Origin of the sequence: Rhodopseudomonas infernalis, assembly GCF_022271405.1 — a bacterium.
Classification (GTDB): Bacteria; Pseudomonadota; Alphaproteobacteria; order Rhizobiales; family Xanthobacteraceae; genus Rhodopseudomonas; species Rhodopseudomonas infernalis.
On the sequence record NZ_JAJNAL010000032.1, the window covers coordinates 45919 to 59432 of the forward strand.

General features: G+C 64.4%; 13 protein-coding genes. 8 read left to right on the forward strand and 5 right to left on the reverse strand.

Going from position 1 to position 13514, the window contains the following annotated elements:
• Positions 1-104: 104 nt before the first annotated feature.
• A complete protein-coding gene (locus LPW26_RS19170; RefSeq protein WP_238737177.1) occupies positions 105-557 on the forward strand; it encodes a hypothetical protein in 453 nt (150 codons plus the stop codon).
• Positions 558-1165: 608 nt separating this feature from the next.
• On the opposite strand, the gene LPW26_RS19175 is transcribed toward LPW26_RS19170, so the two are convergent.
• Positions 1166-2656: a porin gene (locus tag LPW26_RS19175; RefSeq protein WP_238737179.1), complete on the reverse strand. Its 1491-nt coding sequence runs from the start codon at positions 2654-2656 to the stop codon at positions 1166-1168.
• A gap of 530 nt (positions 2657-3186) precedes the next feature.
• Here LPW26_RS19175 and LPW26_RS19180 point away from each other — a divergent pair.
• Positions 3187-3720: a MarR family winged helix-turn-helix transcriptional regulator gene (locus LPW26_RS19180; RefSeq protein ID WP_238737180.1), complete on the forward strand. Its 534-nt coding sequence runs from the start codon at positions 3187-3189 to the stop codon at positions 3718-3720.
• A gap of 483 nt (positions 3721-4203) precedes the next feature.
• Here the strand turns inward: LPW26_RS19180 and LPW26_RS19185 are convergent, their stop codons facing one another.
• Together LPW26_RS19185 and LPW26_RS19190 are read right to left on the reverse strand one after the other, a co-directional pair.
• Positions 4204-4827, reverse strand: a complete 624-nt coding sequence (locus LPW26_RS19185) for a transglutaminase-like cysteine peptidase (protein WP_238737182.1) — start codon at positions 4825-4827, stop codon at positions 4204-4206.
• Positions 4828-5157: 330 nt separating this feature from the next.
• The gene (locus LPW26_RS19190; protein WP_249785274.1) at positions 5158-5763 is read right to left on the reverse strand and encodes a PilZ domain-containing protein; all 606 of its coding nucleotides are present in this window, start codon (positions 5761-5763) and stop codon (positions 5158-5160) included.
• A 265-nt stretch (positions 5764-6028) separates the two neighbouring features.
• On the opposite strand from LPW26_RS19190, the gene LPW26_RS19195 reads away from it, so the two are divergent.
• From LPW26_RS19195 to LPW26_RS19205, 3 genes are all read left to right on the forward strand, one after another.
• Positions 6029-6337: a hypothetical protein gene (locus tag LPW26_RS19195; RefSeq protein WP_238737185.1), complete on the forward strand. Its 309-nt coding sequence runs from the start codon at positions 6029-6031 to the stop codon at positions 6335-6337.
• 507 nt (positions 6338-6844) lie between these two features.
• Positions 6845-7045, forward strand: a complete 201-nt coding sequence (locus tag LPW26_RS19200; RefSeq protein WP_238737187.1) for a hypothetical protein — start codon at positions 6845-6847, stop codon at positions 7043-7045.
• A 162-nt stretch (positions 7046-7207) separates the two neighbouring features.
• Complete coding sequence (locus LPW26_RS19205) at positions 7208-7966, forward strand: Crp/Fnr family transcriptional regulator (RefSeq protein WP_238737189.1); 759 nt, start codon at positions 7208-7210, stop codon at positions 7964-7966.
• Here the strand turns inward: LPW26_RS19205 and LPW26_RS19210 are convergent.
• A complete protein-coding gene (locus LPW26_RS19210) occupies positions 7948-8508 on the reverse strand; it encodes a PAS domain-containing protein (protein ID WP_238737191.1) in 561 nt (186 codons plus the stop codon). The two genes, LPW26_RS19205 and LPW26_RS19210, sit on opposite strands and share 19 nt — an antisense overlap.
• Positions 8509-8960: 452 nt before the next feature.
• On the opposite strand from LPW26_RS19210, the gene LPW26_RS19215 reads away from it, so the two are divergent.
• Positions 8961-9743 carry a rhomboid family intramembrane serine protease gene (locus tag LPW26_RS19215; RefSeq protein ID WP_406677911.1) on the forward strand — a complete coding sequence of 261 codons (783 nt, stop codon included), beginning with the start codon at positions 8961-8963 and terminating at the stop codon, positions 9741-9743.
• 209 nt (positions 9744-9952) lie between these two features.
• Entirely contained in the window at positions 9953-10381 is a 429-nt protein-coding gene (locus tag LPW26_RS19220) for a CBS domain-containing protein (protein ID WP_238737193.1), read from the forward strand.
• Positions 10382-10402: 21 nt separating this feature from the next.
• On the opposite strand, the gene LPW26_RS19225 is transcribed toward LPW26_RS19220, so the two are convergent.
• Positions 10403-11038: a TetR/AcrR family transcriptional regulator gene (locus LPW26_RS19225; protein WP_238737194.1), complete on the reverse strand. Its 636-nt coding sequence runs from the start codon at positions 11036-11038 to the stop codon at positions 10403-10405.
• Positions 11039-11188: 150 nt separating this feature from the next.
• Here LPW26_RS19225 and LPW26_RS19230 point away from each other — a divergent pair, with 150 nt between their 5' ends.
• Positions 11189-13447 (forward strand): TonB-dependent siderophore receptor, encoded by a 2259-nt coding sequence (locus tag LPW26_RS19230; protein ID WP_238737195.1) that lies wholly within the window; start codon positions 11189-11191, stop codon positions 13445-13447.
• Positions 13448-13514: the final 67 nt, after the last annotated feature.

Consider the following 13514-nt stretch of genomic DNA (forward strand, 5'->3'; position numbering starts at 1 on the left):
AATCGCGCAGATTTGAAAACCGAAAAGCACCTGTTGCCGAACAAACTGCGACAGGAGAGCGCATGTTAGCGCCGGGGCGAGGTCGTTCGGAATGGAGTTGCAAGATGGTTCGTAAGGCAATCATGGCTCTCTCGGTCGCAGCGCTGACGGCGCTGGCCATGCCCAGCGTCGCATCCGCCCGCGGCGGCTTTGGCGGAGGTGGCTTCCACGGCGGGGGCGGCTTCCATGGCGGTGGGTTCGGTGGTGGCTTCCGGGGGGCTGGCTTCCGAGGTGGCGGCTTCCACGGCGGCGGCTGGCACGGCGGTGGTTGGCATGGTGGCGGTTGGCATGGCGGCGGCTGGCGCGGACCGGGTTGGGGTGCAGTCGGTCTCGGCGTCGGCCTCGGCCTCGCGGCACCTTACGCATGGGGCGGCTACGGAGGCTATCCGGGCTACTACAACGGCTATGGCTACGGCTATCCCGCCGCGGTCGGCTACGACGACGGCTGCTACCTGCGCACCCAACGCGTCTGGACGCCCTATGGCTGGCGGCTGCGGCGTGTCGAGGTCTGCTATTAAGGCCGGTAAGGCCGGCTAGCGCGCTTCATCGAGTGATTGAAGCGACGCGTCCGCTCGAGTGCCGAGTCGTCATCCTGAAGTGCGCGCGTAGCGCGCCTCGAAGGATGCGGCCAAGGGATGAACTCAAGACGCTTGCGGCTCATCCTTCGAGGCCCGCAGCGCCGCGCATAGCGCGGCCTGCGGGTGCCTCAGGATCACGGCTCCACGTGTGGCGTCGTGACAGCTCATGCCGCTGAGGCCCGGCGCAAGGGCGAGCATTTGGTTTGGTGGAAGTCGTCGCTGATTGCGTTGGCCGCATAGCCGGCCGACCGTTCGAAGGAGGGCCGCACCATCGGCGGTCCATGGTTCAAGACATACCGTGGCTCGTTACCGTGAGCCGGATTCAGTGCTTCAGAGCACCAGTGCTGAGACCATCAGAAACGAAGAGACGTCGACGCCGATTGTGTGCCCGTCGGCGAAGACGTCAGCTCTATTGAAAAAGTCGTGTCGACTGATTGCGGGGCAGACCCGCAACAAGCCTGACCCATGTCATCTCCCGAATCAGGAAAACCTCCGGCGGGGCATCGCCGGAGGTTCCTGGAGGTCTACATGGGTCCTTTCGTTGTTGTTTAGAAAGTGCGCTGGACGCGGACGGCGCCGCTCCAGGTGTCCTGGTCCTTGAACTGATAACGCGCGGTCGGCTTGGTCGAGCCCGGGCTCACGGCCGGGCCGGTCACGCCTTCGTAGTTCTGATCGAGACGGGTGTAGAGCAGTTCGCCCGAGAACGTCAGGTTCTTGACCGGCGTCCACGAGGTGCGGGTGCCGATCTGCGCGATGTTGAAGTTCGGGTTGCCGGCGAAGTTCGAAGCCGCGCCACCGACCGCAGCGCGCAGGCCAGCGGTGTAGAGCGCGCCACCGGCGCCGCCGAAGTCGACCGACGAGTAGGCGCCGAAGATCGAGGTCGCCCACTGCGGGTTCCAGTTGTGGTTGAACGCGCCGCGGATGCCCCAGGCCTTGGTGGTTTCGATGCCGCCGCCGGTGGTGAACACGCCGTCAACCGCCGAACCGATCGCGATCGACTGATAGGCGCCCGGGATCGCGTTGTTGCCGTACATCGAGAACGCGTTCGGGCTGGTGCCGCCGATCACGTAGCGGATCGCACCATCAGCATAGGTCGCGTCGAGGTTGATGCTGTCGCCGGGGCCGGTCGGCAGGTTCTTGAGCGACAGGCCAGCGAGCACCGCAAAGCCCCACTTGTCTTCGGGGTGGCCGCTGGTCTCGAGCGTCGGATTGTAGTAGCTGGCGCGAATCTGGTGGGCCGCAGCCGACACCTGGAACAGGCCCCAGGCCTGGTCGACGCGAATCTTGCCGACGATGTCGGGGATCTGCGTGCCCGCGACGTAGCTAGTGCCGACGCCGGCGCCCGACAGCCAGGTGGCCGCGGTGTTGGTGCCGCCGAGACCCGACGTGTTGAACACGCTGGAGACACCCTGCGACTGGCGATAGCCGCTCTGGTCTTCGAGCGAGACCGAGCCCGAGATGCCGTTGCCGAATTCCGCCGTATACGAAACCTGGTTGATGCCGGTCGACGTATCGTCGCCGCCGAGCAGGTTCGAGGTGATGTTGCCGGGCGCGCCGTTCCACGGCGTGGAGAACTGCGACACGGCCTTACCGAAGGTGAAGCCGGCGAACTGCACGAAGGCGAAGTACACGCCGACATTGCCGCCTGCGACGGAGTCGCTGCCGGTGGTCCAGGTGAACACCGAGTCGAAATAGGTGCGGACCACGCCGTATTCGGTGGCGGTGCGGGTGTCGATGTTCAGGTCCGCGCGCGTACGATACATCGTGCTGTTCGCGAGACGGTTCTGCTGGCCCGAGTTGCCGTTCCAGGCCGGCGAGTTGGTCATGCTCGAGGTGTTGTGGCCGTACTCGGCGCGAACGTAGCCGCCGAGCTTGATGCAGGTGTCGGTGCCCGGGACGTAGTAGAAGCCCGCGCCGTAGAGCGAGCAGACCTTGACGTATTCGACGGCCTTCGCCTTGAGCGGCAGGTCGGCGGCTTGCGCGCTGGTCGCCATCAGAACGGCCGTGCTGCCCAGCATCAGGCCCTTAACGAAATTCATTTGAAACCTCCAAGTTTGCCGTTTGGGCAAGGCCGTTGGCTTCAAAGATCGCCGCACGGTCTGCCCGCGAACCACCTTCGGAGCGCCGGCATGTCTGCGGGGCGCTCGTCGAGCGGGGACGACTTCGAGGTGCCCCCCTCCGTCGGTCGGAGATTCGATACATAACAAAATTAGCTATTGGAAGGACCTAACAATGTGAGGTTCGTTCATTGGAGGAACTTGTGGCGAGGGTGCAACACTGTGTCACGGATCTGTCACAGGTGATCAGTGTACCAATGCGGCCAAATTCCACTAAGGGCGTTAACAGCCGTGGCATAATTCCCTGAATCACAAGCAGATTTAGGATTTTACCATGTGTGAAGGTGGCGTGACGGTTGAGAACGCGCTACATTGTTATGCAACGAGAGTATACTTTGGTCGCGGCCGAGCGGGCAGAATAGCTTATCAAAAATACATTCCACCCTTCTTTAACAGGGCGAATCGATGCTCGGCGCGGCATTGGGGAAACGGCGCGATCGGAGGTCAACAGAATGCCGACAAGGCACAACGCGCAGAAGATCGAACGAGCCGGGGTCGATCTCGGCGATGCGACCGCGCGTCCGGATCATTGCTTGTCGTATCAGGTGATCTGGGATTTCGTTTCGATCAGCAACAATCTCGAAGACATGCGCCGATCGTGGGCCAAGCTGTTCGGCATCAGCGGCTCGCAATGGCTGATCCTGATGGCGATCAGCGATCTCGACAAGGGCAACGGGGTATCGGTCGGGGAAGTCTCGGACAAGATCCACGCCGTATCCACCTTCGTGACGACGCAAACCAAGATCCTCGAGCGCCTCGGCCTGATTACGCGGGTGACGTCGCCGGTCGACGCGCGCGTGGTGCTGATGTCGCTGTCGGACACAGCGCAGACCAAGATGGCGGAACTGACGCCGCGCTGGGAAGCCCTGCACGCCTACATCTTCAGCGACTTCGACGCCGCTGCGCTGAACGACGTCAAGGCCAAGCTCGAAATGCTCAAGCGCCGCACCAAGATCGCGATGCAGCGCGTGGCGGAAGACAACTAAGCGCGCTGGGCCTCGAACGTTGAGGTTCAGGTGCGTCGCAGCAGGCGCGCGAGACCTGTTCTCGGCGGGCGTGCGTCCGGCAGCGATGCAGCCAGTTCCTACTTTGCACTGGCTCCTCATCCTGAGAGCCCGACTCAAAATTCGAACAGAATTCTCAGCGACTTTCTGGATCGCTCAATAAGCTCACAAAGTCCGTCATGGCCGGGCTTGTCCCGGCCATCCACGCCTTTCATGCGTTTCCGTCAGCAAGACGTGGATGCCCGGCACAAGGCCGGGCATGACGGGTGGAGAGGAAATCGCGCGAAGAAGCTGGCGCATTTCCGACAAAGGTCGGTTTGAGCAGGCTCTGCATGCTGCCCCCAAAAAGTTGCGGCCAGCCTTGGGGGAGGCTGGCCGCGCACGATCCGATCTGGGACGGGGAGGGGTGGGGATTCGACCGGATCGTGAGTCCTGTTTTGCGTGAGCTGTTGCTCGTTGACTGGATCAGCGCTGCTGTGCGCTGGCGGTGGCGACGGCCGGGCGATTGTCTCCGAGAGCAACCCATTCGTTCGCGTCGGTCTGCGACTGCCGCTTGACGAAGCGATAGCCGGTCTCTGTCCAGGCGACGACTTCCTCGTTCTGATTGTCGAGGATGAATTCGCCCTTGTCGGTCTTCACTGTCAGCACCGCGTGACCTTCGTTCTTCTTGTCGCGGACCACGGTGATCAGCAGCGCCTCACGCGGCCATCCGGCATCGATCAGCATCTTGCGCTTCAACAACACGTAGTCCTCGCAATCGCCGTAGCCATCGGCCGGCAGCGACCACTTCTCGACCATGCCCCAATGGTCCATGTCGGTCAGCGGCTTGATCGTGTCGTTGACCCAGCGATTGACCTTCAGCAGGTCGCGCCACGCGGTCTGCGTCAGGACGATGTCGCGCGCTTGCGTGCGGCTGCCGCGGCAGTCGATCGGATTATCTGCGCAGAATTCGATCCAGCCGATCGGCGCGCGCGTCGTATCACCGATGCTGGCGTAGCGAACCTTCTCGGCTGCCTGTGTCGTCGCGGTCATTGCGGTGATGGCTGCGGCGATGAGTAGTCCCGTCCGAAATCCCCTGCTACCAAACATTGTGGCCCCCGTTTCTTGTTGGGACCATGTTTTGCACAAACGATTTGCAGGGCCGCTAAATCAACTAAGTAAAGTCGATGCGAATACTCGTAAAAACTGGCGCGTATTCGATCTATACTTGAATCGAATTTGTATAAAATTTGATGCAATTCGATTTGATTCAAATGCCACCGATTAAGCCGCAACCGATTGCTGCGCAGGGGCTAATCGATCCGGTCGTTGCGTGCGTTAACCATCGCCCGGACCGTCTGGAGGCCGGAAGACAGCCGCAAAGGCGCTGCGGGGCAGGCGGAAGAGGGGGAGATCGAGCGGCCCGGAGGCGTCAGCCGTTCACCGGGCAGTAACGCTATCCTCGAGCGTGTCTTCGAGTTGCTCGTGGATGAACTCCAGCGCGAAGCCGTCGTCGAGGGGGCGGACGACGCGGGACTGGACGCGGCCGAGATACACCAGCGAACCCATCGGTGGGCGGTTTTCGGCTGCGATCGCTGCGCCGGAGCGCGACATGTCGATGATCCGGCAGTTCATCCGGCTGCCGTCTTCCAGGGTGAGCACGGCAATCGGATTGCGCGGCACGATACGATCGTGGCGGCGGTCTTCCGGCAGGTTGAGGATGTCGCGATTGGCCAGCCAGGTGAGCTGCGCAGCCAGCTTGTCGCGCTTGCGCGGCGTCGCGCCCACCGTCATGGCGAAGCCGTTGTCGATGATACGGGTGATTTTGCCTTCGACACGGCCGATATGATCGAGATAGGCGACGACGCGGTCGCCGACATTGCCGATTCCGGGCGCCAGCATCGCCAGGCCGCCGGGTGACATGTTGATCACCTGGCACGGATATTCCCGGCGATCCGGCAGCATGTAGCGGCCCAGCAGGTGCACTTTGACGCGCTGGAATCGGCGGCGCTCGGCCGCTGCCGGCAGATGGATTGGTTTATGCAACGCCACGGATTTCCGCTGTTCGCCGGAGTGCAATATCTACAACCCTAGGGTGCTCAGGGTTAACGCCTCGTTAGCGATCGGTGATGTCGCGCGTTTGTACTCCTGCGCGTGTCCTTGCCACTCCGCGTTGCATGATGGTGGTCGTCCCGAACGTTGTCGAAGCCGGCGCACCGTCCCGTGGATCTTGCGAGGGAGTCGATCGGCATGGCGGCGATTAGTTTGTACTACGCTCGCTTCTCGTCCTACGCGTCAGGGACGCCCGACAATGGCTTCATCCCGGCAGTCGCAGAACGAGTGTCTCAGCGAGTTGCCGCCCGGTTTGTTCGAGTTGCTGTGCCCGCATCCGACCACTGTCGATCTCGCCACCGGCTTAGTGATGGTCATAGCCGGTGCGCCTCACTGGCGGATCTGGTTTCCGCATGGCTGCGTCATGTCTTTGCTGCGCTGCCTCGAGGCCGACGAAGCCATCGGCGCCGGCATGGAGGGCAGGGATGCGGCGATCAGAATCTCAGCCGTGCAGGCTGACGTGCGCATGCGGCGACGATCGTGCGCTATCCGGGGGCAGCTTCGGTGATCGAGCGCGATATTCTCCGCAGCGCGTGGCGGCAGAACGAGGCGCTCCGACGCGGCGCTGACGCGCTGGACTTGGCGGCAATTCGGCGCCGCCGAACTGAACGCGGCTTATGATGCAGCGCACCCGATCGTAGCGCGGCCGAGCCGTCGGCTCCTATGCTGCGCGATCTGGCCGGCAGCGCCCAACTTCCACTCAAGCAGGAGGCTCTCTCTCGGATCTTTTTGGTGCGGCGCAACAGCGTTTCGCTGGCCGCGATCGCGCTACGCCGGGCATGGCCCGTGCGATACCCCCGCGTAAGTCTACAAACCCTTGATAGCGATGGCCTATTTCAGGGTTCGTGCGGATGCTACACAGTCTGCGATGCGGCCTACGGCGGCGTTGCAGGCCGAGCGGTCAGCCGCGCCAGTTTGACGACGGCGATCAAACACGTTCTTTTTTCAAACTTGCGCAAGATCAATCCTCCCATTGCGGCGTGCTTTACTGCACACTCTATCCAGGAGAACCACGATGGCCACCATCACCAACCGCCTTGCCACTTTGCGCGACGGCCGGGAGACGCTCCCCGACGCCGAAGAGGAACTGCGCGTGCTCACGGCTCTGATAGGCTGCATCATGGTTGCCGAGGATGCTAACGGCCCACATGACCATCCCAGGCTGCTGCAACATCTTGCGCCGCCGGCCGGGGACGGACTGGCTAAAGCGAGCTGACGGAGTCGGCTTCATATTGCGAGTAGTTGTACGAAGTGGACTTGTCGGGCCACGGCACGAATAGTTGCCGGCGCCGCGGTCCCGAACTGACAGCCCGCGGCAGTCGAAATCCCTGCGGGAGCGCGTCGTCGCACCGCATTCGGCTTTGCCGGGGTGGGTGTCATGCTGACAAGCCGTCGATCGCTGAACGACCTGTTGGCCGAGCTGCCGTCGCATGATTTTGATACCCTGCGGCCGCATCTTCGCACGATCGAGTTGAACTTCGGTCAGGCGCTGATCGAAGCCGGCGCGCCAGTGAAACAGGTCGTGTTTCCGCATGGTGGCATCGTCTCGACACTGGAAATTCTGCGGCGCGGCGAGTTGATCGAAACCGGCGTGATCGGCCGCGGCGGCGTGGTCGGCAGCGGCGCTGCGGTGTACGATGTGGTGTCGCCATCGGCCGCCATCGTGCGCTTCCCCGGGACCGCGTCGGTGATCGAAGCCGGCCAGTTCCGCAACCTGATGGACATCAGCACCGCGCTGCGGGCCGCGGTGATGCGCGATCTATGGATGCGATCGGTCAGGGCCGAACAAACCGCCGCCTGCAACGCGGCGCATTCGGCGGAGCAGCGGCTGTGCCGCCGCCTGCTGCAGTCGCGCGCCCTGAGCGGCAGCGACACCATGCTGCTGAGCCAGGATCTGATGGCGCAGATGCTCGGCGTAAAGCGCAACACCATCTCGCTGATCGCCCACGCGTTGCAGCAGAAGGGGGCGATCCGTTACAGCCGTGGTCGGATGGCGATCATCGATCCCGACGCGCTGGCCCGCCGCTCGTGCGAATGTCACGTCGCCGATGGATTGGCGCGCCCGCTGGCGTCCCCGTGGATCGGGGTGCCACCGCGGAGGGCGCCGGAATTCAGCGTTCAGCGCAGCCCCTCATAGACCACCAGGCCGCGGGCGACTTCCCATTTGCGCAGGATCCGCGGCCGCAGCCGTCGCGACGGGCGGCCCAACGTTCGCCAGGCGGTCAGTCGCAATTCCCCGAGCGGACTGTCGATCCGAGGGCCGACCACGGCCAGCGATCCGGTCATGCTGAGGGGCGTGTGCAGCCGCGGAGCGAACGGCAACAGCAGCATCTCCAGATGCGCCGGTGGTCCGCCGCGCAACGTCCCGGTGACGCCGGCAACCAGCGGCAGCGCTTCCTCGGCGACGACGCCGAGAATGTCCTGACACTCACTCCGGCTCTCGGTGGCGAACAGGGCAGGCAGGCTGACGCTCTTCATGTCTCGGCCGAACAGCGCACACAGCCGGGTTCCGGCCACGCGGAACGGGTAGCCGGCCGCCGCGTCGCACGACAGGACGAAGATGTCGCCGAGCAGTTCGCGCACCTCGCTCGGTTCGATAGCACCGCGCTCGGGCGCGAGCGCGGTGCCGCGCTGGCGATCCCAATACGCAAAATAGGCGCGACTCGACGGATGCTTCATACCGGTCCCTGGCCCACACCGAACGCGCTGCGGGACAAGTCTGTCCCGTATCCGCGCGGCGGCGGCCCCTGAATTGTTTTGCAGGAGAGGCTCTGCAGCGTCCATGCCGGAAGCCGGGGCAGGCCCGGTTAACCCCTGTTTTGTAGCGTTAACCTTAAGTTAACTATGAGCTTTCCTGCGGTGCCGGGGGTGCTATTGTGAGCTCGTTCTTCGGCACGGATGAGCTCCAGGCATCCGGGCAGGCGGGCAGGGTGGCTGAAAAACAAAACCGGCGGCGCGCGGACATCCGCAGCGGATCGCACGGCAGGATCGGAGGGGGTGCTTTCTCAGAGCATCCCCTTTGCCGTTTCGGCGGGCCACCGGCCGATTGCATTTCACTCCATCGGGAAATGCTCTAAGGGATCACATCCCGTCCGGGCCGCGCTGCGGCCGGGCCTTCCGCAGCAGGTCGCATCTCGTTGGAATCCCAGCCCGCCCAGCAGCCGCTGCCGCCTCCACTGGAGCCGCCGCGCGAGCCGATCCTGAACCTGCCGGGCGCGCTGACGGCCTATGTGGCGCTGCTTGCGGTCATCCATCTGCGGGTGCTGCTGCCGCCGGATCTGGAATACTGGACCATCGAGGTGTTCGGCTTCATCCCGAAGCGCTACGACGCCACGCTGCTGGCGGCGCCGTTCCCCGGCGGCACCGGCGCCAAAATCTGGACCTTCGTCAGCTATTCGCTGCTGCACGCCAATCTCAGCCACATCATTTTCAACGTGCTGTGGCTGCTGCCGTTCGGCAGCGCGGTGGCGCGGCGGTTCGGCGCGGCGCGCTTCTTCCTGTTCATGGCGGTCACTGCGATCGGCGGCGCGCTCGCCCATCTCGTCACTCACGAGCATGAGATCGCCCCGATGATCGGCGCCTCAGCCTCGGTATCCGGCGCGATGGCGGCGGCGATCCGCTTCGCCTTTGCGCGCGGTGGTTTTCTGTCGCTGCGCCGCGGTGACGCCGAGGCAGCCGCGCGGGTGCCGGCGCAGCCGCTGCTTCGGGCGCTGCGCGATCCGCGGGTGCTGGCATTTCTCGGCATCTGGTTCGGCATCAACATCATCTTCGGCATCGGCTCGATCGCGGTCGGGAACGAAGGCGCCAGCGTCGCCTGGCAGGCGCATATCGGCGGCTTCTTCGCCGGCCTGCTGCTGTTCTCGCTGTTCGATCCGGTGCCGCGCCGCCCGGCCGTCACGGCCGATCCGAACTAATCGGTGAGTCGTCGCCGATTGCTGCGCTGCGCTGCGGGCGTTGCTGCGGCGCCCGCGCGCCAACGCGGATTCGCCGCATTCCTGCATATCCTTTGCTGATCAGTTCGTGCGTCCCGGGCCCGCTGGAACCACGCTGCGGCCCTGTGCTTGACCCTACGAACTAACAACGTGCCGCGCCCCCGAGAGCGTGGCCGAACAGGGAGGCGACAATGACGGTGCAGGCTATTCTGGAGTCCAAGGGTCGCTACATCTACAGCGTCGAGCCGGACGAGCGGCTGTCGGCCGCGGTGAAGACGCTGTCGGAGCGCCGCGTCGGCGCCGTGATGGTGATGCGCGGCGCGCGGCTCGACGGCATCCTGTCGGAGCGCGATATCGTGCGCGTCATCGCCGACCGCGGCCCCGCAGCGCTGGATCAGCCGGTGCATACGGTGATGACCCGGGACGTCGTCAGCTGCAGTCAGACCGACACGGTGGGCGGCATCATGGAAGTGATGACCAACTCGAAATTCCGCCACCTGCCGGTGCTCGACGGCGACCGCGTCGTCGGGCTGATCTCGATCGGCGACATCGTAAAGTGGCGGCTCAACGAATACGAACACGAGCAAAAGGCGCTGCACGACTACATCAAGTCGGCCTGATCGCCGCCCTCGGCCCGCGCGTTACCGCCGCGCACCGTCGAGGAAAAGCTTCCACGCCTTGTCGAAATAGGCGGTTTGGGCGCGGGTCGATGCATAGCTCGTCCCGCCCAGCATGGCGTCGATCATCGGCCCCACCGCGATGCAGTTCAACAGCTGCATCGCGAGGAATCGAACGTCGCCCGGAGCGATCTCGCCCGCGCTCTGCGCCTCGCCGATCAGCGCCAGCAGGCGGTCCATGATCGGATCGTCGGACCGGCCCGCGACGGACTGTCCGACCACCAGCGCCTCGCTGAAGGCGATCCGCTTGAACGCGATCAGGGTCGGATCGAGATTGACGGTGAGCAGCCAGCGCGCCGCTGCGCGCAACTGCGTGAGCGCGTCGCCCGTCTGCGTCGCCATCGTGGTCTGGAAATGCGCCTGGGTCTTGATGCGGGCATGCTCGACCACGCCTTCGAATAAGGCGAGCTTCGACGGAAAGCGTCGATAAACGGTGTCCTTGCCGACGCCGCACGCGGCCACGACTTGCTCGACCGAGGTTGCGGCGAAGCCCTGCTGCGCGAACAGCCGTGACGCTGTCTCGATGATGTGAAGGGACTTGGCTTCGACATCGCCTTTGCGCGGGCGTCCGCCCTTGGAAGTGGTCGTCAGAGTGGGCATGCGTGTCCTTGATCGTCGCGGCGGCGACGCAGGTGTTTCGAGCAATTCCAATCCCAGATTTGCGATCGCTTGGCAATCTATCTGGACAGGACGGTCCCGTCCCGTTTATTTCCCGCCCGCCGCTGAAGGCGAGGTATCTGGGGGTATCGGATGGGACGTGAGAACAACATCGTGGTGGGCGTTGCCGTTGCGTTGTCGCTGAGTGGCGGCACCGAAGCGCTGGCGCAGACCGCGCGCGAAGCCGCGGTGGCGCTGCCGCCGGTCACCGTGCAGCCCTCCGAACGCCGTGCGGCGCGCCCCGCCGTCCGCCCCGCGGTTCAGCGCACCGTGCGGGCACGCACGCAGGCGCCCGAACAGCCGAAGCCAGCGGCGCGGCCGGTCGGTGCGACGAATACCTCGGACCGCTACGTCGCCCGGACCACGGCGACCGCCACCAAGACCGACACGCCGGTGCTGGAAACGCCGCAGTCGATCTCGACCATCACCCGGCGCCAGATGGACGACCAGAACGTTCAGACGGTGGCCAACGCGCTGCGCTACAGCGCGGGCGTGCTGTCGGATGCCGACACCAATGCGCGCTATGACAGCGTCTTCATCCGCGGCTTCGGCGCGTTCGGCACTGCGACCAACTACGTCAGTTTCCTCGACGGCCTGAAATTGCCGCGCGGCCAGGCCTTCGCCAACACGGCGATCGATCCGTTCCTGCTCGACCGCGTCGAGGTCCTCAAGGGACCGTCCGCGGTGCTGTACGGGCAGACCAGCCCGGGCGGCCTCGTCAATCAGATCAGCCGGATGCCGAGCGCGGTGCCTTACAACGAAGTCCGCGTCGAGGGCGGCACCTACGGTCGCATCCAGTCCGGAATCACCAGTCAGGGTGCGCTCGATAAGGACGGTCACTGGCTGTACAGCCTGAGCGCGATCGGCCGCTCCTCCGGCACGCGCTACGACAATGTCGACGAGCAGCGCTTCGCCGTCGCGCCGGCCCTGACCTGGGCGCCCGACATGGACACGCGTCTCACCGTCCAGAGCTACTATCAGAAGGACCCGAAGGGCGGCTATTTCAATTCGCTGTATCCGACATCGCTGGCGCCGCTGCAGTACAGGCCGTATCTGAACTCGAGGCTCAACGTCGGCGATCCCGGTTTCGACTCGTTCGAGCGTGAGCAGTACGGCATCGGCTATCAGTTCGACAAACGCCTCAACGACGTCGTCAGCGTCAAATCGAGTTTGCGCTATTCGCACGTCGACATCGACTTCAGGTCGCTGCAGATGAGCGGGCCGCTCACCGCCACCGGCACGATCCCGCGCTGGGCGCTGCGTTCGATCGAGGATGTCGGCGGCCTGTCGACCGACAACCGGGTGCAGTTCGATCTCGCCACCGGCGCCCTGCAGCACAAGATCATCACCGGCGTCGATCATCAGAACACGCGCAGCAACTGGGTCTATCAGCTCGGCGCCGCGACGTCGCTGGACGTCGTCAATCCGCTGTATAGTCAGCCGGTCGGTCCGCTCGCCTCGCTGATCGACAGCGGCCAGACCCTGTCGCAGACCGGGCTGTATGCGCAGGATCAGATCAGCCTGGGCGGCTGGCGCGCCACGCTCGGCGTCCGCCACGACTGGGCCGAGCAGACCACCGAGAGCCGGCTTGCCAGTTCACGCTCGAGCCAGTCGGACGACAAGACCACTTATCGGGCCGGCCTGCTGTATTTGTTCGACAGCGGCGTCGCCCCCTATGTCAGCTATTCGACCTCGTTCGAGCCGGTGACCGGCGTCGGGGCCAACGGGCAAGCGTTCATCCCGACCACGGCCGAGCAATACGAAGGCGGCATCAAGTATCAGCCGACCTTCCTGCCGATCCTGTTCACCGCATCGGTGTTCGACATCCGCCAGCAGAACGTGCTGACCCCATCGACCGTGCCGGGCTTCAACGTGCAGCAGGGCGAGGTTCGCTCGAAGGGGGTGGAGTTCGAAGCCCGCGGCAACGTCACCGACGGCCTCGAATTGGTCGGCGCCTTGACCTTCCTCGACACTCGCGTGGCGCGGTCAACGACCACGTCAATTATCGGAAACCGGCCGCAGGCCGTGCCGGATTACTTCGGCTCGCTGTGGGCGAACTACACGTTTCAGTCCGGTCCGGTCACCGGCCTGACCTTCGGCGGCGGCATCCGCCACGTCGGCGCGAGCTACGGCGACGACGCCAACACGCTGCGCACGCCGGCCTATACGGTGGTGGATGCGGCGTTGAAATACGACCTCGCGAATCTTGCGCCGAGCCTGAAGGGCACGTCGCTGACGCTCAACGTCAATAACCTGTTCGACAAGGATTATTATTCGAGCTGCTCGTCGGGCTACTACTGCCAGTTCGGCAACCGCCGGACGGTGCTGGCTGGGCTTAGGTATCGGTGGTGAGGATCGATCGCAGAGGGGCGGGGGGGCCCGGGAGGGGGGCGGGCCGGCCGGGAGTGGGGGGGGGGGG